Origin of the sequence: Rhizobium leucaenae USDA 9039 (assembly GCF_000426285.1) — a bacterium.
Taxonomy (GTDB): Bacteria; Pseudomonadota; Alphaproteobacteria; order Rhizobiales; family Rhizobiaceae; genus Rhizobium; species Rhizobium leucaenae.
In genome coordinates, this window is sequence record NZ_AUFB01000017.1 from 91,055 (window position 1) to 111,344 (window position 20,290).

At 59.6% G+C, this 20,290-nt stretch carries 18 protein-coding genes; 9 read left to right on the top strand and 9 right to left on the bottom strand.

The window, feature by feature from the left end:
• Positions 1-87 precede the first annotated feature (87 nt).
• Positions 88-345 carry a YjhX family toxin gene (locus K290_RS0123105; RefSeq protein WP_028754055.1) on the bottom strand — a complete coding sequence of 86 codons (258 nt, stop codon included), beginning with the start codon at positions 343-345 and terminating at the stop codon, positions 88-90.
• Between the two features lie 279 nt (positions 346-624).
• Here K290_RS0123105 and K290_RS0123110 point away from each other — a divergent pair, with 279 nt between their 5' ends.
• The 6 genes from K290_RS0123110 to K290_RS0123135 all read left to right on the top strand — a co-directional run bounded on the left by K290_RS0123110 (position 625) and on the right by K290_RS0123135 (position 4,878).
• A complete protein-coding gene (locus K290_RS0123110) occupies positions 625-1,134 on the top strand; it encodes a GNAT family N-acetyltransferase (RefSeq protein ID WP_028754056.1) in 510 nt (169 codons plus the stop codon).
• An 87-nt stretch (positions 1,135-1,221) separates the two neighbouring features.
• Entirely contained in the window at positions 1,222-2,727 is a 1,506-nt protein-coding gene (gene gatB / locus K290_RS0123115) for an Asp-tRNA(Asn)/Glu-tRNA(Gln) amidotransferase subunit GatB (RefSeq protein ID WP_028754057.1), read from the top strand.
• 5 nt (positions 2,728-2,732) lie between these two features.
• Entirely contained in the window at positions 2,733-3,236 is a 504-nt protein-coding gene (locus K290_RS0123120) for a GNAT family N-acetyltransferase (RefSeq protein ID WP_028754058.1), read from the top strand.
• On the top strand, positions 3,237-3,725 hold the full coding sequence (locus tag K290_RS0123125; protein WP_245276625.1) for a GNAT family N-acetyltransferase: 489 nt from the start codon (positions 3,237-3,239) through the stop codon (positions 3,723-3,725).
• Between the two features lie 104 nt (positions 3,726-3,829).
• Complete coding sequence (locus K290_RS0123130) at positions 3,830-4,228, top strand: NADH:ubiquinone oxidoreductase subunit NDUFA12 (RefSeq protein WP_028754060.1); 399 nt, start codon at positions 3,830-3,832, stop codon at positions 4,226-4,228.
• A 209-nt stretch (positions 4,229-4,437) separates the two neighbouring features.
• Positions 4,438-4,878 (top strand): DUF2155 domain-containing protein, encoded by a 441-nt coding sequence (locus K290_RS0123135; RefSeq protein ID WP_028754061.1) that lies wholly within the window; start codon positions 4,438-4,440, stop codon positions 4,876-4,878.
• An 83-nt stretch (positions 4,879-4,961) separates the two neighbouring features.
• Here K290_RS0123135 and K290_RS0123140 read toward each other — a convergent pair whose 3' ends face one another.
• The 7 genes from K290_RS0123140 to K290_RS0123170 form a co-directional block, all read right to left on the bottom strand.
• Positions 4,962-5,600 (bottom strand): DUF1062 domain-containing protein, encoded by a 639-nt coding sequence (locus K290_RS0123140; protein WP_028754062.1) that lies wholly within the window; start codon positions 5,598-5,600, stop codon positions 4,962-4,964.
• A gap of 372 nt (positions 5,601-5,972) precedes the next feature.
• Positions 5,973-6,929 (bottom strand): DUF2167 domain-containing protein, encoded by a 957-nt coding sequence (locus K290_RS0123145; protein ID WP_028754063.1) that lies wholly within the window; start codon positions 6,927-6,929, stop codon positions 5,973-5,975.
• A gap of 70 nt (positions 6,930-6,999) precedes the next feature.
• Positions 7,000-7,623, bottom strand: a complete 624-nt coding sequence (gene aat / locus K290_RS0123150) for a leucyl/phenylalanyl-tRNA--protein transferase (RefSeq protein ID WP_028754064.1) — start codon at positions 7,621-7,623, stop codon at positions 7,000-7,002.
• Between the two features lie 3 nt (positions 7,624-7,626).
• Complete coding sequence (gene accC / locus K290_RS0123155; protein ID WP_028754065.1) at positions 7,627-8,979, bottom strand: acetyl-CoA carboxylase biotin carboxylase subunit; 1,353 nt, start codon at positions 8,977-8,979, stop codon at positions 7,627-7,629.
• Between the two features lie 5 nt (positions 8,980-8,984).
• Positions 8,985-9,455, bottom strand: coding sequence for an acetyl-CoA carboxylase biotin carboxyl carrier protein (accB, locus tag K290_RS0123160; RefSeq protein ID WP_028754066.1), 471 nt, complete (start codon positions 9,453-9,455; stop codon positions 8,985-8,987).
• A gap of 23 nt (positions 9,456-9,478) precedes the next feature.
• Entirely contained in the window at positions 9,479-9,916 is a 438-nt protein-coding gene (gene aroQ, locus K290_RS0123165; protein WP_028754067.1) for a type II 3-dehydroquinate dehydratase, read from the bottom strand.
• Positions 9,917-10,141: 225 nt separating this feature from the next.
• Complete coding sequence (locus K290_RS0123170; RefSeq protein WP_028754068.1) at positions 10,142-10,909, bottom strand: DsbA family protein; 768 nt, start codon at positions 10,907-10,909, stop codon at positions 10,142-10,144.
• A 211-nt stretch (positions 10,910-11,120) separates the two neighbouring features.
• Here K290_RS0123170 and K290_RS0123175 point away from each other — a divergent pair, with 211 nt between their 5' ends.
• Positions 11,121-12,278: a pyridoxal phosphate-dependent aminotransferase gene (locus K290_RS0123175; protein ID WP_028754069.1), complete on the top strand. Its 1,158-nt coding sequence runs from the start codon at positions 11,121-11,123 to the stop codon at positions 12,276-12,278.
• A 396-nt stretch (positions 12,279-12,674) separates the two neighbouring features.
• Here K290_RS0123175 and K290_RS0123180 read toward each other — a convergent pair whose 3' ends face one another.
• Positions 12,675-15,563 carry an Rne/Rng family ribonuclease gene (locus K290_RS0123180; protein ID WP_028754070.1) on the bottom strand — a complete coding sequence of 963 codons (2,889 nt, stop codon included), beginning with the start codon at positions 15,561-15,563 and terminating at the stop codon, positions 12,675-12,677.
• Between the two features lie 656 nt (positions 15,564-16,219).
• Here K290_RS0123180 and K290_RS0123185 point away from each other — a divergent pair.
• Together K290_RS0123185 and K290_RS0123195 are read left to right on the top strand one after the other, a co-directional pair.
• Positions 16,220-17,470 carry an N-acetylmuramoyl-L-alanine amidase gene (locus K290_RS0123185; protein WP_425337602.1) on the top strand — a complete coding sequence of 417 codons (1,251 nt, stop codon included), beginning with the start codon at positions 16,220-16,222 and terminating at the stop codon, positions 17,468-17,470.
• 259 nt (positions 17,471-17,729) lie between these two features.
• Positions 17,730-20,195 carry a penicillin-binding protein 1A gene (locus tag K290_RS0123195; RefSeq protein ID WP_028754072.1) on the top strand — a complete coding sequence of 822 codons (2,466 nt, stop codon included), beginning with the start codon at positions 17,730-17,732 and terminating at the stop codon, positions 20,193-20,195.
• Positions 20,196-20,290: the final 95 nt, after the last annotated feature.

Genomic DNA, 20,290 nt, shown 5'->3' on the forward strand with positions numbered 1-20,290 from the left:
AGGGGAGTAGCCCTCATGGTGAGGTGTGAAGCCCTTTGAGCGCAGCGAAAGGGCGGAGCCTCGAACCACGAGGGCGGATGGTGCGGCCTATCTATTATCCAACTGCGCCCTCACCAGCCGCAATCCCTGCTCTGTAATCCGATAAGGATGACCGCCGGAGGATTTGATTGCCCTCAGGCGCTTAAGTTTGCGGAAGAGATCGAGGCCGAAACCAGGATAGAGCCAGCCGTCGCGCGTGAAGCAACGGACCATCTCGATCTTCTTGTTTTCGGAGCGGTTGATTTCGATGCGCCCGCCCTGGGCGAGCAGATGCAGAATGCGCTGTTCGGCGCGGGAAATATCCATAGTTTCAAGATCCGGAAAGCGCCGTAAGGCGCGACAAAACGATCCGACATTCCCTTGGGGAAGTCGGGGCTTCGTTTCGGGCCCAGCGCGCAAGAACGACTTGCGGGCGGGGCCTTTACCGGGTCTGAGAAAAGGTGGACATCAAGACTCCATTGATGCCTAATATCTAAAGCAGGTTGTATTCGCGGTCAAGTTCACCCTTGTTAAACACCCGTTCGCATTTGGCGGCTGGAAAAAGCCCTTTTCCGGTGTTCTACTGCTGAAAACGGCGGGGGCCCGATGATCCACATTCGCAATGCCCACGAGGGAGAGACGGAGATATTGGTCAATATCGGCCTGCGGTCGTGGCAGACGGCCATGCGGTCGATCGGTGGCACGGATGCGTTGCTCGATGGTGCCAGAGAAGCCTTCTCGAATTTTATCCGCAGGTCATGGCTGACGATTACGATCGTGGAGTTGAACGGACTGGTTGCCGGCTGGGCGGCCCGCGAAGCGCTCGATGAGAATATCTCCGATTTCTGGATCGATCCCGATCATCTGCGGCAGGGACTTGGTTCAGCACTGCTGGCGCAGATCGAGAAGGATGTTCTGGAGCAGGGGCTGGAGAAGGTCGCGGTGCAGACCCATGCCGGCAACAGCGACGCCATCGAATTCTTCAAGGCGCATGGCTATGCCATTCATTGGCTCTCCGTCGACTATTCTCCGAAGCTCGACCGCGACGTGCCGACGGTCGGCCTTTCGAAAGCGCTGCTCGACAGCGGCGACGGGACCTATGGCTCCGGCTTATAACGGCAGTGGGCTGCTGAAAGTCTTGCGCCGCACCGCCAATTGCTCTACCTCACAAAGTTCAGAAGAACAGCATTTCAAGAGCCTCTCATGACCATTGTCGACGTCCGCACGCCAGATCCGAAGCGCTTCATTCCCGGTGCCACCGGCGATTGGGAAGTTGTTGTCGGGATGGAAGTCCACGCCCAGGTGCTGAGCAAATCCAAGCTCTTCTCCGGCGCTTCGACGGAGTTTGGCAAGCCGCAGAATTCCAACGTCTCGCTGGTCGATGCCGCGATGCCCGGCATGCTGCCCGTCATCAACGAGGAATGCGTCAGGCAGGCGGTTCGCACCGGTCTTGGTCTAAAGGCTCAGATCAACAAGCGGTCGGTCTTCGACCGCAAGAACTATTTCTATCCCGACTTGCCGCAGGGCTATCAGATCTCGCAGTACAAGGATCCGATCGTCGGCGAAGGCAAGATCGTCATTTCGCTCGGTCCGGATCGCCAGGGCCAGTTCGAGGACATCGAAATCGGCATCGAGCGCCTGCACCTGGAGCAGGACGCCGGCAAGTCGATGCACGACCAGCACGCCACCATGTCCTATGTCGACCTCAACCGTTCCGGCGTGGCGCTGATGGAAATCGTCTCGAAGCCGGACATGCGCTCGTCGGACGAAGCCAAGGCCTATATGACCAAGCTGCGCTCGATCGTGCGTTACCTCGGCACGTGCGACGGCAACATGGATGAAGGCTCCATGCGCGCAGACGTTAACGTCTCCGTTCGCCGTCCGGGTGGAGAGTTCGGCACGCGCTGCGAGATCAAGAACGTCAACTCCATCCGCTTCATCGGCCAGGCGATCGAATACGAAGCCCGCCGCCAGATCGCGATCCTCGAGGACGGTGGCACGATCGACCAGGAAACCCGCCTGTTCGATCCGAACAAGGGCGAAACGCGGTCCATGCGCTCCAAGGAAGACGCGCATGACTACCGCTATTTCCCCGATCCGGACCTGCTGCCGCTCGAATTCGACGACGCTTTTATCGATGCCCTCAGAGCCAATCTGACGGAACTGCCCGACGACAAGAAGGAGCGTTTCGTTCGTGAAATGGGCTTGTCGGTCTATGACGCCTCGGTGCTCGTCTCGGAAAAGGCGATTGCCGACTATTTCGAAACGGTCGCCGCCGGCCGCGACGGCAAGATCGCGGCGAACTGGGTGATCAACGACCTCTTGGGCGCCTTGAATAAAACCGGCAAAACCATTGAGGAGACTCCGGTTTCGCCCGCCCAGCTCGGCGCCATCATCGACCTGATCAAGGCCGAAACCATCTCCGGCAAGATCGCCAAGGACCTGTTCGAGATTGTGCTCAACGAGGGCGGCGATCCCGCCGAGATCGTCGAAGCCCGCGGCATGAAGCAGGTCACCGACACCGGCGCCATCGAAAAAGCCGTCGACGAGATCATCGCCGCCAATCCGGATCAAGTTGCCAAAGTCAAGGCCAAGCCGACGCTTGCCGGCTGGTTCGTCGGTCAGGTGATGAAGTCGACCGGTGGCAAGGCCAATCCGCAGGCGGTACAAGCCCTCGTCAAGGCCAAGCTCGGCATCGAAGAGGAATAGGCTCCGTGTATTTCGTCCGCACGGCCGGCGAGCAGGATCTAGGGAAGGTCCGCGACCTTCTCGTGGAGACCTGGCATGCCGCCTATGATCGGCACTACGGCGCGGCGAAGGTCGATGAACTGATCGAGTTTCTGCTGTCACCGGCCAAGCTGAGGGCACGGTTGACGAAGCGGCATTCCGAGTTCCTGGTCGCCGACAATGGCGAGGATATAGCCGGCATGGGTTATGCCGTCATGTCCGAGCAGATGACCAAGACCGTTCTGCTGCATATGCTCTATGTCCGTCCGTCATTGCAGCGCAACGGCATCGGCCGCGATATCTTCGCCGAGCTGGAAATCTGCTTTCCGGACGCCGAAGTCATGCGGCTCGACGTCGAACCCGAGAACGCCGAAGCGATCGCCTTCTACAAAGCCCACGGTTTCGCCGAGGTCGGCCGCAACGAGAATGCGGGGCCGGGACAGTCGGGTATTCCGGCGCTGGTGTTTGAGAAGCGGCTGGCAAGCCATTAGGTGGATCAGAAGAATTTGGCGACGAACGGAACCGATCTGTTGATCCGCGAAGCCCGTGAGGGCGACCTTCCGGCTGTTATCGCCCTCTTCGCCGCCGATGCTCTCGGCGGTCATGGCGACACCACCGATCCCGCTGCTTATGAGGATTACCTCCGCGCGTTCCGTACCATCCAATCCTCGCCCGACCAGGCGCTCTACGTCGCCGAGTTCCGCTGCGACGTCGTCGGCACTTTCCAGACCATGATCACGACATCGCTGACTGGCCGCGGTTCTTCCTCGATGATTATCGAAGCGGTTCAGACGCGCTCGGATCTGCGCGGGCAGGGGATTGGTGCCGCAATGATCAATTTTTGCATCGCCGGGGCAAAAAGCCGCGGCATGCGGCTCGTGCAGTTGACATCGAACGCGGCACGCAAGGATGCCCATCGTTTCTATGAGAGATTGGGTTTCAAGCCGAGCCATCTCGGCTTCAAGATGGCTTTGAAATGACCGCTTTTCCCGCTGGAATCACTGGACAAGGCGGCATAGTGGCGGCATAAGCAAGCGATCGAATTCTGGTTTCGCCTGCTCCCAACGGGCACAAGGATAAAGACATGTGGAATTTACTCGTGCAAACCTTCACGTGGTGGAACAGTCAGACGATGGGCACGCGCTTTGCGACCTGGCGGCTCGGCAAGCGCGTCGGCGAGGATGAATTCGGGAATGTCTATTACGAAGGCGGCACTTCCTCCTACGGTCTTCCGAAGCGTTGGGTGATCTACAAGGGTTATGCCGAAGCCTCCGCCATTCCTCCGGGCTGGCACGGCTGGATGCACCACCGCACCGACGTTCCGCCGACCAAGGACAACTACGTTGCCAAGGAATGGCAGAAGCCGCACCGCGCCAATCCGACCGGTTCGCCGCAGGCCTACCGCCCGCCGGGCTCACTCGCCGTTGCCGGCGAACGTCCGCGCGTAACCGGCGATTACGACGCCTGGACGCCGGGCAACTGAGCACGCAAGGCCGGCCCGTCCTTTGGACACAATTGGCCTTTAGAGCAGTTCCAGGAAAAGTGCGAAGCGGTTTTCCGTCCGGAATGCGAAAAAAAACAAATAGATAGAGCGGGGAAAGCGATTCCATGAAACGCTTGAACCGCTCTAGGCGCAGAGCATGCCGGCTCGTGCTCGGCGCTTTGACCGAGACCAAGCGGAGATTGGCGGATATGACGTTTTTCACGCGGAGCGCTTCTTTGCGTGTGATATCGGGAGTGGCGCTTGCCCTTGCCGCGGGCGCTGTCTTGCCGCCCTCCGCCGAGGCCGCCCGCATTTCCAACCCCGTCGCCGTCTTCTCCGGCCTCGACAAGATCACTGGCCGCATCACCACGTTTGATGTCTACATCAATGAGACCGTGCAGTTCGGCGCGCTGCAGGTGACGCCGAAGGCTTGCTATTCGCGCGACGATACCGAGCTGCAGAAGGTGGACGGCTTTGTCGAAGTGGACGAGATCACCCTCGACCGCCGCATCCGCCGCATCTTCACCGGCTGGATGTTCGCCGACAGCCCGGGCCTCAACGCCGTCGAACATCCGATCTATGACGTCTGGCTGAAAGAGTGCAAGCAGAAGTCGGATATCCCGCCACCGGACAGCGCCGGCGCCAAGTAAAGCGCTTCTCTTCAAACATCGGCAGTGCCGCACGATTGGCTTGCGAAGGCGAGACCGCCGTAAGCAATCCTGCGGCAAGCCGCTCAGCCGTCCTTCCTTCCCGAACCAGCGACCTTCCAAATGGAATGCCGGTCGGTTTCGTCGGAGAGATCGATAATGACGCGCGAGCCGTCTTTGATCCTTCGCCGCATGACATCAGCACGATCCGGATGGACCCGCAGTTTTGCGCCATTATACATAGCCTGAAGCCGGGAGCGTGAAATGCTGAGTTCAGACGCAAGCAAGCGATCGAGGCGGGAGTTGAACGGGAACTCGACCGCCAGATCGATCTCCAGCATCGTCCAGCTATCCGGTTCGCTCAGCGCCTCTTTCTCGACATCTGCATCGGCAAATTCGTCGATGTGTTGGGCCTTGCGGCGTAGCCCGTCGAGATCGAACTCTCTGGCCCGTATCCACTGGGGATCGTTGCCTTGAAGTGCTTCCAAAGCAAGAGGATTGAGATCGCGAATGGCCTGACGCTCAAAGAGCGTCCGGTTCCATGTCTTGTCGCAGTCGATGCATTTATAGACGAGCCATGCATCGAGTTTCTTGCCGTTGGCGTTGAGCCTGATCTTGCCGCTCGACTTGAAAGGCTTGAGGCATCCGCATCCGCTGCAGACGATCCATGGCTGAGGGGCAGTTCGAGGATTGATGGTCCATCGGACCTTGAGAATATTGCACATACCGTCTTGGTCTTCCGTTCGGAAGTTCACCAAGTTGGCGGTAAGACATGCCCATTACGGGCGCGGCGTGGCAATGTTTCGAACGGCTGAAGAGCTGAGACAGCAATGGCTGCGCATGGCACATGTCAACAATGCCAAACCGGTCTCAGGCCACCACCCGATGAACATAATCATACGTCCGGCAGCGATGAAGCTGCCCTGACATACAGGGTGAAATTGAATGAGACCGGTGTTTACGACGGCAAAGTGGAACCTCGATGCGCCAATGCTCTTCAAGCGAGCGTTAGCAGATAAAAACGCAGATTTGAAGCCGTTGGCGCCTCGGAAAGGCCTATGGCGCTTTCAGCGCGCGCCAGACGGCCGGAGCCGTTCTCAGGCGTCAGTACTTTTATCCCGGCGAAACGCACCAAGGATCTTTCGCCCCACGGCAGCAATCCCGGCCACAACGACGATCAGCCCTTTTTTCAACGCCAGCAGCGCTACGCCGAAGCTCTTGAAGAAGCCGAGGACGACCGCCAGGAAGCCGAGCTTTGCGGCGATCTTCACGCCGGCACCGGCAGCGATCATACCCGCCATGCTGTAGGCGGCGATCTTGTCGCCGTTGACAAAGTCGGCATAGCGCTTGCCACTGTCATATTGAACGGCGTTGATGACGCTCGGGATAGCATTGTTGATGTCCTGCAACTGGTTGAGGCCGGCCACGAAATCGAGTTCCATGACGCCTTCGCGACCGAGCACGCGCACCGAATAGTTCAGCGTATGCAGACCATTGGCGTCCTTGCCGAAGACAAGGTCGCGGGCCCAGTGAAGCGCGTGGGTCGCCTTGTCGTAGTGCGGTGGCTCGGCCCAGCCGACCAAAGTGATCGGAGCGTAACCTTGCCGCTCGCGTTCGGAATTTTGTTCCTTAATCCCATCCTGAATTTGCTTCAGCAGGGCGTTATAGTCTGTCGACGCGGCGTCATCGTCGGAGACATGGCCGCCGCCGTCATATTCAACGACCGCACCCCAGGTGCGCGGATCAGTCGGCGCATATTTTGCTGGGAAGATCATGCCGAGCGTACCTTCGGCGGCGCTGGCCGGATTACCCCAGAGCTGAACCAGCACTTTTCGCGTATCGTCCGGATTGAGATAGTAGAACTGGTCAGAGACATTCAGCGTCGCGTCGGCGCCGGGCAATTTGATCGGTCCCTGCTGAAAATCGATGGTCTTTAGCACGGCTCCTCCGTCGCTCTCCGGAGCGTCGGTGCCGAACATGTCGTGAAAGGATTTGGCGTTGGCCTGCGTTGCGGCCACTGCGGCAAGAAATACGATTGCAAGATATCTTTTCAAGATACTACCCCCGGCTGTTGTGCCGAACGTAGCGGATTCTTGATTTAAATCAACGTATGTACGTGGGTTCTCAACTGCCGGTGAAGCTCAGATTGGGCGATTCCATCGCTTTCTCAAGCATCCGGGCATATTGATCCTTCGGCACGTCGATTGCGCCGAATGTCCTCAAATGCTCGGTGGTGAATTGCGTATCGAGGAGGGTGAAGCCGCGCTGCTTAAGGCGCTCGACGAGGTAGACGAGACAGATCTTCGAGGCGTCCGTGCGGCGCGAAAACATGCTCTCGCCGAAGAAGGCCGATCCTAACGAGACGCCGTAAAGCCCGCCGACCAATTTGCTGCCCTCCCACGCCTCGACCGAGTGGGCGTGGCCGATATGGTTCAGGGTCGAATAGAGCGACTTGATGGTTTTGTTGATCCAGGTGCTCGGCCGGCCGCTGGTCTGCTCGGCGCAGGCGGCGATGACGCCGTCGAAATCGGTGTTGAACCTGATATCGAAGGGCTTGCGGCGGATGGTCTTCGCCAGGCTTTTCGAAACATGGAAGGTGTCGAGCGGCAGCACGCCGCGCAGTTCCGGTTCGACCCAGAAGATTTCCGGATCATCAGCCGATTCCGCCATTGGGAAGAGGCCAATGGAATAGGCGCGCAGCAGAATCTCAGGGGTAATTCCGGGATTTCTGCCGCGCGGCCCTGCCATAGGTTAAGCCGAGCCTTTCGCCAGGTACTCTTCCAGCCAATGGATATCGTAATCGCCATTGGCGATATCCTGGTTGGAAACCAGATCCTGGAACAGAGGCAGAGTGGTCTTGATGCCATCGACCACGAATTCATCGAGCGCACGGCGCAGGCGCATCATGCATTCGACGCGTGTACGGCCATGCACGATCAGCTTGCCGATAAGACTGTCGTAATAGGGCGGAATCCTGTAGCCCTGATAGGCGCCCGAATCGATGCGCACGCCAAGGCCGCCCGGTGCATGGAAATGCGTGATCGTGCCGGGGGAGGGCACGAAGGTCCGCGCGTCCTCGGCATTGATGCGGCATTCGATGGCATGGCCATGGAAATGCACGTCCTCCTGCGTCACGGAAAGACCGCCGCCCGATGCGACGCGGATCTGCTCGTGCACGAGATCGATGCCGGTGATCGCTTCGGTGACCGGATGTTCGACCTGCAGGCGGGTGTTCATTTCGATGAAATAGAACTCGCCGTTTTCATAGAGGAACTCGATCGTGCCAGCACCGCGATATTTGAGCTTCTTCATGGCGTCGGCACAGATCTGGCCGATCTTCATGCGCTGCTCGACGTTGAGCGCCGGTGAATTGGCTTCTTCCCAGACCTTCTGGTGGCGGCGTTGCAGCGAACAGTCGCGCTCTCCGAGATGCACGGCATTGCCTTCGCCATCGCCGAATACCTGGATTTCGATGTGGCGCGGCTTGCCGAGATATTTTTCCATATAGACGGATTCATTGCCGAAAGCGGCTGCCGCCTCGGTACGCGCCGTCGACCAGGCTTCGAGGACGTCCGCTTCCGTGCGCGCCACTTTCATGCCGCGTCCACCGCCGCCGGCGGTCGCCTTGATCAGCACCGGATAGCCGATTTCCTTCGCGGTCCTCAGAGCGTCCGTCTCGGTCTTCACCTCGCCGTCCGAGCCGGGAACGACGGGAATGCCGAGCTGCTGTGCGGTCGTCTTGGCGGTAATCTTGTCGCCCATGATGCGGATGTGCTCCGCCGTCGGGCCGATGAAGGTAATGCCATGTGCTTCGAGAATATCGGCGAACTTGGCATTCTCCGACAGGAACCCATAGCCCGGATGAACGGCGTCGGCACCGGTGATCTCGCAAGCCGCGACGATCTGGTGGATGTTGAGATAGCTTTCGCGCGACGGCGGCGGGCCGATGCACACGCTTTCATCCGCCAGGCGCACATGCATCGCGTCGGCGTCGGCGGTCGAATGCACGGCGACGCTCGCAATGCCGAGCTCCTTGCAGGCGCGCAGCACACGAAGGGCGATCTCTCCACGATTGGCTATGAGAATCTTCGAAATCATGGGCATAGGGTTTACTCGATGACGACCAGGGCTTCGCCGTATTCGACCGGGCGTCCGTCCTGAATGAGGATTTCGGTCACAGTGCCCGATTTGGGCGCGGGGATCTGGTTCATCGTCTTCATCGCTTCGATGATCAGCAGCGTCTGGCCTTCCTTGACGGAAGCGCCGACCTCGATGAAAGCGGCAGCGCCCGGAGCGGGCGCCATATAGACCGTGCCCACCATCGGCGCGCTGACGACGTTATCCGGATTGCGCGACTTGCCGGCAGGTACGGCAGCCACGGCGGGAGCGGCGGCGGCAGCCGCTGCGGCATAGGCAGGTGCTGCGATCGGTGCCTGAACATATTGAGTCGTGCCGGCGCGCGATACACGGATGCGCAGATCTTCCTGCTCGACCTCGATCTCGGTCAGATCGGTCTCATTGAGAATATTGGCGAGGTCGCGGATGAGCGCCTGGTCGATACCCAATTTCTTGTCAGCCATGGATGTTTAGCCCTGTATTCTTGTTATTGCGTGATGGATTTCAGCGCGTGCAGCGCCAGGATGTAACTGTAGGGTCCAAAACCGCAGATCATACCCTTGGCGGCGGGCGCGATCATCGATTTGTGCCGGAATTCTTCGCGTGCATGGATATTAGAGATATGAACCTCCACCACGGGAACGGAAATGGCGCGGATCGCATCATGAAGCGCGATCGACGTGTGGCCATACGCGCCCGGATTGATAGCGACGCCGGCCGCGACATCTCCGGCTTCATGCAGCCAGTCGACCAGCACGCCTTCATGGTTGCTCTGGCGAAAGTCGATGACAAAGCCAAGGCTTTCGGCCGCCGATTTGCAGTCGGCTTCGATATCCTTGAGTGTCTTGCCGCCATAGATGCCCGGCTCGCGCTTGCCGAGGGCATTCAAATTGGGTCCGTTCAGGACGAAAATGGTTTGCGCCATCAGAGGTTCCGTCAAAGTGCAGCGCAACCTATAGACTCCCGAGGGCCCATAGGAAAGCCCCCAGAACGTAGGTTGCGCGTGTCTAGGTGTGGAAACGCCCTGATTTTGGCGATTTTACGCATAGCCTCGAAATCGGTTCGACTTCGAAAGGGCTCACGCCTATTCCGAAGCGCCCTGTGTCCTTTATGCATCCTGAAAAACACAGGGCGCAGTCGTTGCCATGGTTTAGCAGGTGGTCTTGCCGCAACTGCGGACATTGGCGATCTTCTGCTGGATGGCATCGAGGCCGATTGCCCCGGAGATCGCTTCATTTCCGATAACATAGGCTGGCGTGCCGGTTACATTGAGATCGGAGGCGAGTTGGTACGTGGCCTTGACCGAATCAGTATTCGGGCTCTTTGCCATTTCGGCCCGAATTGCCGCTTCGCTGACGCCGAGCGAGGTCGCGACTTCGATGGCGCTGTCTTCCGAGGCGCGGCCGTCACTGCTAAGCAGCGTATGATGGAATTCGGCATATTTTTCCGGCGCCAGCTTGCGGAAAGCGTCGGAAACCCTTGCGGCGGCAACCGAATCCGGCCCGAGGATCGGGAATTCCTTCAGCACGAAACGCACGTTCGGGTCTTGCTTCAGCAGCGCGTCCATATCGGGAAGCGCGTGCCGGCAATAGGTGCAATTATAATCGAAGAACTCGACAACGGTGACGTTGCCCTTTGGGTTGCCGATCGTCACGTCATTCTTGGAATTGAAGATGGCATCCTTGTTTTCTGAGACAGCCTGGGCGGATTGGGCAAGGCGCTGCTCGTCCTGTTTCTTCTCAAGCGCCGATTGTGCGTCCAAGAGAACTTCCGGATGCTCGACGAGATATTCCTTGATGAACTCCCCGAATTCCTTTTTCTGCTGGTCATCCAGCGCGGCGGCGGGCTGGACCATGGCGAGCGACGCGGCAATGGCGATCGCTGAAGCCGCCAGCAAAGTTTTGGAAAAAAGGGTCATCGGGTCCTCGTTTGAGTAGGTGCTGAGACTCATCGTCCGGTTCGGGATATCACCGCGAGGTTAAGATCCACAAATGTGTATCGGCAATTTACGGTGCATGTGTATTTCCAGAAACAGGAATTTTCACGACAAAGCCGCAATCGCGGGATTGTGAACACGCTAATATTACGGCAATTGTCTGGCTCCAATCCGATCCGAGAAAGAATTGACTTTGTTTTCCCTATCCAAACGCAGCGATGTCGAACCCTTCCATGCCATGGACGTTCTGGCGGAGGCAACGCGTCGGCGTCAGGCGGGACATGCTGTCATCTCGATGGCCATTGGCCAGCCGTCGCATCCCGCGCCGCAGGCAGCACTTGAAGCGGCACGCACAGCACTCGGTCACGGTCGCATCGGCTACACGGAGGCACTTGGCACGCTGGCGCTGAGGCAAGCACTTGCCGGTCATTACCTTGCTCGCCATGGGCTGACCATCGATCCCACGCGGATCGCGATCACCACCGGTTCGTCCGCCGGCTTCAATCTTGCCTTTCTGACGCTGTTCGATCCCGGCGACAGCGTCGCCATCGCAAGGCCCGGCTATCCGGCCTATCGCAATATTCTCGCCGCCCTCGGGCTCGATGTCGTCGAAGTGCCTGTGACCGCCGAGACGCAATTCACGCTGACCCCGGAAAGCCTGGAGGCGGCGCAAGCGGCGAGTGGCAAGCGGCTGAAGGGCGTATTGCTTGCAAGCCCTGCCAATCCGACCGGCACAGTGACGGGCAGGGCGGCGCTGAAGGCGCTCGCCGACTATTGCGCCGACCGTTCGATCGTCTTCATCTCCGACGAAATCTATCACGGACTGACTTTCGTCGGCGAGGAGACGAGCGCGCTGGAGCTAACCGACGAGGCGATCGTCATCAATTCCTTCTCGAAATATTATTGCATGACTGGCTGGCGCATCGGCTGGATGGTGCTGCCGGACCGTCTGGTGCGCCCCATCGAGCGCGTCGCCCAGAGCCTCTATATTTCGGCGCCGGAACTCTCGCAGATCGCCGCTGCCGCAGCGCTCGGGGCAGGGGCTGAACTGGACGTCTACCGCGAAAGCTATCGCCACAACCGCGATTTCCTGATGCGCCGTCTGCCCGAAATCGGCTTCTCCATCGCTTCGCCGATGGACGGCGCTTTCTACGCCTATGTCGATGTCGGCCGTTTTACCAACGACAGCATGGCTTTCGCCCGCAAGATGCTGGCCGAAATCAACGTCGCCGCTACGCCGGGCCTCGATTTCGATCCGATCGAGGGACACCGCGTGATGCGCATCTCCTATGCCGGTTCGAACGCGGAGATCGAGGACGCAGTGGAACGCATGGCGGCGTGGTTGAAATAGACTCTTAGATCAGAGGTTTGCGGCGGGTTTTGAAAGTATTTTAGGAAGTGCTTCAATGGTGTCGGGGTATTGGTCGCCAACGGGGCCGCCCCGTCCTTCGAGGGGCGCTTCGCTCCCGCCTCAGGATAAGGCGGAGCCGGCTTCACGACTTGCTGCAAAGCACCGCAAAGCAAAGGATAACTCGCGGTCGGATGCGAAAGGTTAGCCCTCACCTGGGGCGGGAGCAACGCGACCCTCGAAGGACGAGGGCGGGTGTGAGCACCGAAACTCGCGAGAAGGATAAACGACGAAAGAGAAATACCGGTCGTCGACCATACCAGCCTGAGGTCCTCCCAAACAAAAATCCGGCCGCGTCGCCACGGCCGGATTTTGTTATTTCGTTCCAAACAGCAGCGTTCAGAAGAAACCGCGGCGCTGCCACCAACCGGCCTTCTTCGGCTTGGTCGGCTCGCCATCGCCTTCGCCGCCCTCGTTGGCGCGGCTGGACTTGACCACCGGCTCGGAGGAGGAGACGTTCGACTCGCGGTTGGCGCGCGCCGGCTTGGCCGCAGCCTCCGTCACCGCGGGTTCTTCAGCCGCTACCGGTTCGGCGACCTTGTCGAGATCGCCGGCGACCTCGGCTACTGTTTCGGCTTCGGTGTCAACCACGGGCCTCTCTTCGGCGATCGGCGCTTCGACAGGCGATGCTTCCGCCTTCGGCTTGCGGCGGCTGCGGCTCTTGGCGGGCTTCACCTCTTCAGCGACGACGGGCGCGGTTTCGACAGCCGCCATAGCCGGCTGGCTTTCGACGGCCGCTTCGCCTTCAGCGACTGCGATATCGGCGACGGTCACTACGACATCGTTTTCGCCGTCATCCTCATCGTCAGCGCCTTCCTCGGAACCGGCTTCACTGCCGGCGGCCAATTCATTGCCGTCGCCGTCGCGATTGCGGCGTCCGCCACGCTTGCCGCGCCGACGGCGCTTGCGCTTCTGCTGGCCATCGTCGCTGGACGCGGCCACAGCTTCGCTGCTGCCGCTTGCCTCGTCCTCTTCGCCTTCATCCGCCTCTTCGTCATCATCTTCGCTGGACGTATCGGCTGACTCGGAAGCGGCCTGGGCGTCACCGCCACGGCCACGACGGCGACGGCGACGCTTGCGCTTGCGGCCACCCTCATTGTTCTCGGAGCGGGCAGCAGGCTGCTGTTCGACGGCAGCGGCCTTTTCCTCCAGTTCCTCGTCTTCGTCCTCGTCGGCCTCGATGACGATATCATCGTCCTCGTCCTCGGGAATGGCGGCGAAGTTGAACAGGGATTCGATCTTCACCGGATTTTCCACCGGCTCGCCGCGGTCGATCGCGAAATGTTGCGTGCCGACGGCATTGTCCGCGCCGATGACGATGGCGACGCCGAAACGGTTTTCGTAATCGACGATCGTCTGGCGCTTGTGGTTGAGCAGATAGAGCGCGATGTCCGGCGTCGTACGCACGGTGATGTCGTGTGTCGTGTTCTTCAGCAGATATTCCTCGATGCCGCGCAGAACATGCAGCGCAACGGAGGACTGCGAACGGACATGGCCGGTGCCGCCGCAATGCGAGCAGATCTGCGTCGTGCTCTCGAGAACGGAGGCGCGGATGCGCTGACGCGACATTTCCAGAAGGCCGAAATGCGAGATGCGGCCGACCTGGATGCGAGCCCGGTCGTTCTTCAGGCACTCCTTCAGCTTCTTCTCGACAGCGCGGTTGTTGCGCTTTTCTTCCATGTCGATGAAGTCGATGACGATCAGGCCGGCAAGATCGCGCAGGCGAAGCTGGCGGGCAATTTCTTCCGCCGCTTCCAGATTGGTCTGCAGTGCGGTGTCTTCGATCGAATGTTCGCGCGTCGAACGGCCGGAGTTGACGTCGATCGAAACCAGAGCTTCCGTCTGGTTCATGATCAGATAGCCACCCGAGCGCAAAGTTACCTGCGGCTGCAGCATGCGGTCGAGCTGTGCCTCGATGCCGGAGCGGGAGAAGATCGGATGGATGTCGCGATAGGGCTGAACCACCTTGGCGTGGCTCGGCATCAGCATCTTCATGAAGTCTTTCGCTTCACGATAGCCTTCTTCGCCGGCAACGATGATCTCGCCGATATCCTTGTTGTAGAGGTCGCGGATCGAGCGCTTGATCAGGCTGCCTTCTTCGTAGACGAGGCAAGGCGCGGTCGAAGCGAGCGTCAGCGTGCGGACGTTTTCCCAAAGGCGCATCAGATATTCGAAATCGCGCTTGACCTCGACCTTGGTGCGGTTGGCGCCGGCGGTGCGAAGAATGACGCCCATGCCTTGCGGCACTTCGAGCATCTTGGCGATTTCCTTCAGGCGCTTGCGGTCCTGCGGATTGGTGATCTTGCGGGAAATGCCGCCACCGCGCGCCGTGTTCGGCATGAGAACCGAATAGCGGCCTGCGAGCGAGAGATAGGTGGTGAGTGCAGCACCCTTGTTGCCGCGCTCTTCCTTGGCGACCTGCACCAGCAGGATCTGCCGGCGCTTGATGACTTCCTGGATGCGATACTGCTTGCGCGGTTTACGCTGCGTGCGGTCCGGAACCTCTTCCATCGCATCTTCGGCGCCGACGGATTCGATCACTTCTTCTTCGTGGTCGTGATCATCATCGTCGTCGTCGTCATGACGGCGCTTGGAAACATCGACATTCTCGGAGATCGAATCGGTTTCGACCATCGCAGCCATTTCGCCGGATGGGCCGCTTTCTTCGTCTTCGCTTGGGGCGTCGATCGTCGCGACCGCCTCGGCGGCAGGGGCCTCGTCGGCGGAAGCTTCCGCGACCACCTTCTTGCGGCTGCGGCGCGGCTTGGCCTTCTTCGCCGGAGCTTCTTCGACGGGAGCTGTCGCTGCCTCAGGGGCAGGGGCCTCTTCCGCGACGGCGGCTTCCGCTTCGTCCTTCTGGACGATGCCGATGTCGGGCTGTTCCTGCTGGGAAAGATCCAGCGCCGTTTCGACATGCTCGACATCGTCGTCGCGGCGATGCTCTTCGGCTTCCGCCTTCAAGAGCGCCTGCCGGTCGGCGAGCGGGATCTGGTAGTAATCGGGATGGATTTCGGCAAAGGCCAGAAAGCCGTGCCGGTTGCCGCCGTAATCCACAAAGGCCGCCTGCAGCGAAGGCTCGACCCTCGTCACCTTGGCGAGATAGATGTTGCCGCGGATTTGCTTCTTATGCTGCGACTCGAAGTCAAATTCTTCTATGCGGTTCCCGCGAACGACAACGACACGCGTCTCTTCCTCGTGAGACGCATCGATAAGCATTTTGTCTGCCATGTAAGCTGTGCTCCTCGGCGCTGGCATGCGGAAAGGCGCCGGCCGGTCGGTAGGACAGGCTGGTTGCACTCCATCATTGCTGCACCGGATAATGAAAGTCGCGATTGGTTGTTTTGCGATGACAGCAACTGCAGCCAGACGACAGCCGGGACATTAGCTTCCCGGGGTCTGTTCACTTCTTGAAAAAGCTGCTGCGGTACCATCCGTAACCAAGCGAGATCGACAATGCCTTAGACCCAACGAACGGGTCCGATGAATGTGCTCTCTAAAGAGCGTTTGGTGGCTATCCACCGATGAATTTCCCGCGCAAAACCGGAAATTCAGATATCCAGTATGGGAGCAGAAGCACTGGAGACGGCGGATGACGGCCGCTTATGGCGCCTGGTACTCGAGGCGGCTGCCTTTGCGGCGACTCTATCCCGTCAACACTTCTACCCTAATATGCGTTGTATGTTTTATCTGTCACAATAGCAAGGGGAAAGCCAAGTATGCCATAATATTGATGGATTCGTCCTATGAGGAAGGTGCGGGGACGGCGTCTCCGATTCTTCTCCCGGTACGCCATCACATCGGCACTATCGCATCATTCCTGGTTTTCCCGTTATTTTTTGGACTTCAAAAACAACGTTGAAATCAATATGGGGCGCGCTGGGCAATTGTTAAAGGGATTCCGACATGCGACGGAGAATGGCGTGAGGGCTTTGCGGATTATAGCGGTAGCCCTCGCAATGATGGCTCTTCCAATTCTTTCGCCGCTTGCGCCGGCCGTGGCGGCCGCCGATCCATTGCTCGCCTATGGTGCGCGCATCGCCGGCGACGACGCCCGCACCCGTATCGTCATCGATATGGATCGCGAGCCGACGTTCTCGGTTCATTATCTCGACAACCCTGTGCGCATCATTGTCGATCTCCCGGCAACCGCCTTCGGCTTCCCGGCTGGCGATCTGAAGCCGATCGGCCTCTTCAAGGATATCCGCTACGGCACCATGAACGAGGACAGCGCCCGCATCGTGCTGACGGCGACCAAGCCGGCGAAGCTCGTGATGACCAAGGTGCAGCTGGATGAAAGCGGCAAGGGGCATCGCCTCGTGCTAGATGCCGAGATGATGCCTGCCGGACAATTTGCGGAGCTTATCAAGCAACAGAGCTGGACCAACGATGACACCGCAAAGGATGTCGGATCGGTGGCGCCGATCGAAAAGGCTGATCCGAGCAAATTCCTCGTCGCCGTCGACGCCGGTCACGGCGGTATCGACGCCGGCGCGACAGCCAGCGATGGCGTCACGCAGGAAAAGGACATCACGCTTGCTTTCGCCAAGCTCCTAGCCGACAAGCTGAACGCACAGCCAGGCATCAAAGCCTTCCTGACACGTGACAACGATGAATATCTGTCGCTGTCGCAGCGGGTGACCATCGCCAGGCAGAACCATGCCTCCCTGTTCATCTCGCTGCATGCCGACACGCTGAAGCAGAAGGATATCCGAGGCGCCACGGTATATACGATTTCCGACAAGGCCTCCGACAAGCTTGCCGGTGAAGTTGCAGACCGGGAGAACAATTCCGACCAGATCGCCGGTGCCGAGACGCAGGCCCAGCCCGCCGCCGTCGCGGATATTCTGATGGACCTGACCCGGCGTGAGACGCAGGCTTTTTCCATTTCGCTGGCGCAGGATGTGCTGACCTCGTTCAACGGCCAGATCTCCATGATCAACAATCCGCATCGCCATGCCGGCTTCCGCGTGCTGCAGGCGCCGGATGTGCCCTCCATTCTCCTCGAACTCGGCTTCCTCTCGAACAAGGATGATGAGAAACTTCTGCTCGATCCCGATTGGCGGCAGAAATTGGCGGATCGCCTGACCGATGCTGTCCAGCAATATCGCGTTTCAACCATTGCGAATGGCGGCTGAGACGGTGGACAGTGCCGCCATTCGTGTCTTCCATGTAACAGCCGTTGCTAATGGGCGGGGATGAAGTGAGGAATACCGGCGATGAGCCCTATTTTGCTCACATTCCCGTCTTTACACCAAACTATTGTTTGCGGCGGTCGGCATGCACGGCTTTGTGCTGCTGCCGTCTTGCATTAACGCCGTCAGCGTGCAAAACGCCCGTGAATGTGCGATGGTCTCGCGCATGCGCCGCATGAAGAAGAAGCACCGGTAGCATCATATGGTCAGACTGATTGGATATTTCTTTGGGCTGGGCTGCATCCTGTTCCTGGGTGCGGCGGCTGCGGCGGCTATTTATCTGAGCGTCGTTTCCAAGGATCTGCCGGACTATGAGGTGCTCGCCAAATACGCGCCGCCGGTGACGACCCGCATTCACGCCGGCAACGGTGCGTTGATGAAGGAATATTCGCGCGAGAACCGGCTGTTTCTGCCGATCCAGGCCATTCCCGATCGCGTCAAGGCCGCTTTCCTCTCGGCCGAAGACAAGAACTTTTACAATCATCCGGGCGTCGATGTCGGCGGCCTGATGCGCGCCGTCGCCGTCAACCTGCAGAATATCGGTTCCGGCCGCCGTTTCGTCGGCGCCTCGACCATCACCCAGCAGGTCGCGAAGAACTTCCTGCTTTCGGCCGACCAGACCTTCGACCGCAAGATCAAGGAAGCGATCCTCTCCTTCCGCATTGAACAGGCCTACAGCAAGGACAAGATTCTCGAACTCTACCTGAACGAGATCTATTTCGGTCTCAATTCCTATGGCATCGCCGGTGCCGCACTCACCTATTTCGACAAGTCGGTCAACGAACTGACCATTGCCGAATCGGCCTATCTCGCTTCGCTGCCGAAGGGTCCGTCCAATTACAATCCGTTCCGTCATGCCGACGCGGCGATAACCCGCCGCAACTGGGTCATCGACCGCATGGTCGAGAATGGCTATGTCAGCCAGAGCGACGGCGAAGAGGCCAAGAAGCAGCCGCTCGGCGTTGTGCCGCCGAAGAACGGCCCGTCGCTCTTTGCCTCCGATTATTTTTCGGAAGAAGTCCGCCGCCAGTTGATCGACCAATACGGCGAGAAGATGCTTTATGAGGGCGGGCTTTCGGTTCGCACCTCGCTCGATCCGCAAATGCAACTGGAAGCGCGCAAAGCACTGCAGGACGGTCTTGTCGACTATGACGAGCGCCGCGGCTTCCATGGCCCGATCAAACAGATCGCGACATCGCAGGACTGGGGTTCGGAACTCGCCAAGATCCCGGCCTTGAGTGACGTGCCGGAATGGCAGTTGGCGGTCGTGCTGTCCGTGTCCGACCAGGCGGTGGATATCGGCCTGCAGCCGAGTGTCGATGCTGCCGGCAGGGTTGCGAACGACCGCAAGCGCGGTACGATTGCCGCAGCCGACATGCGCTGGGCTTACCGCGCGGCCGGCGGCGGCAAGACGGCGAAATCGCCGAGCGGCGTGCTGAGCCCCGGTGACGTGATCTACGTCCAGAAGACCGGCGATGCCGATTCCAGCGCCTATCGCCTGCGCCAGCCTCCGAAGGTGCAGGGCGGTCTCGTCGTCATGGATCCGCATACCGGCCGCGTCCTCGCCATGGTCGGCGGCTTCTCCTATGCGCAATCGGAGTTCAACCGCGCCACCCAGGCAAAGCGCCAGCCGGGCTCGTCCTTCAAGCCCTTCGTTTACGCGGCGGCCATGGACAATGGCTATACGCCTGCTTCGGTCATTCTGGACGATCCACTCGAGATCACGCTCAGCAACGGGCAGGTGTGGAAGCCTGAAAACTACGAAGGCGAGGGCGGCGGTGCCCATACGCTGCGCTTTGCCATCGAGCATTCGCGCAACCTGATGACGGTGCGTCTCGCCGCCGATATGGGCATGCCGCTCGTCGCCGAATATGCCGACCGCTTCGGCATTTACGACCATATGAATCCGGTTCTTGCCATGGCGCTCGGTGCCGGCGAGACGACGGTGCTGCGCATGGTTTCCGCCTATTCGGTCATCGCCAATGGCGGCAAGCAGATCAAGCCGACATTGATCGACCGCATTCAGGACCGCTACGGAGCGACCATCTTCAAGCATGAGGAACGTGTCTGCGGCACCTGCAATGTCAGCGACTGGCAGAATCAGGATGAACCCGTCATCGCCGACAATCGCGAGCAGGTGCTCGATCCGATGACGGCCTATCAGGTGACATCGATGATGCAGGGTGTGGTCATCCGCGGCACGGCGGCGGGCAAGATCAAGCTCAATACGGATGTGGCCGGCAAGACCGGTACGACCAATGACGAGAAGGACGCCTGGTTCGTCGGCTTTACACCGAGCCTCGTCGCCGGTCTTTATGTCGGTTACGACACGCCGAGCACACTTGGCCGCGGCGCGACCGGCGGCTCGATCGCCGCGCCGATCTTCAACGAGTTCATGCAGGCCGCTACCAAGGATGAGCAGCCGGAGAAATTCCAGGTTCCGGCTGGCATGAATATGATGGCCGTCAACCGCGCGACCGGCATGGCCGCGCAGCCCGGCGATCCCGACGCCATCATGGAAGCCTTCAAGCCCGGCACCGGCCCGGCGACCACCTATACGGTCATCGGCGGCGGCGATGCGTCGGCTCAGGTCGCGCCCGAGGAAATTCTGAAGACCTCGCCGCAGGCCAACCAGGCGGTCACGTCAGGTGCCGGCGGTCTCTTCTGATCCCATCGGATTTGTCCAATGATCATGCCGCGGGGCTTTACAGTCGCGGCATGTATATCTATGTCACCAGCACTCTTTGAATTGAACAGCAGTTC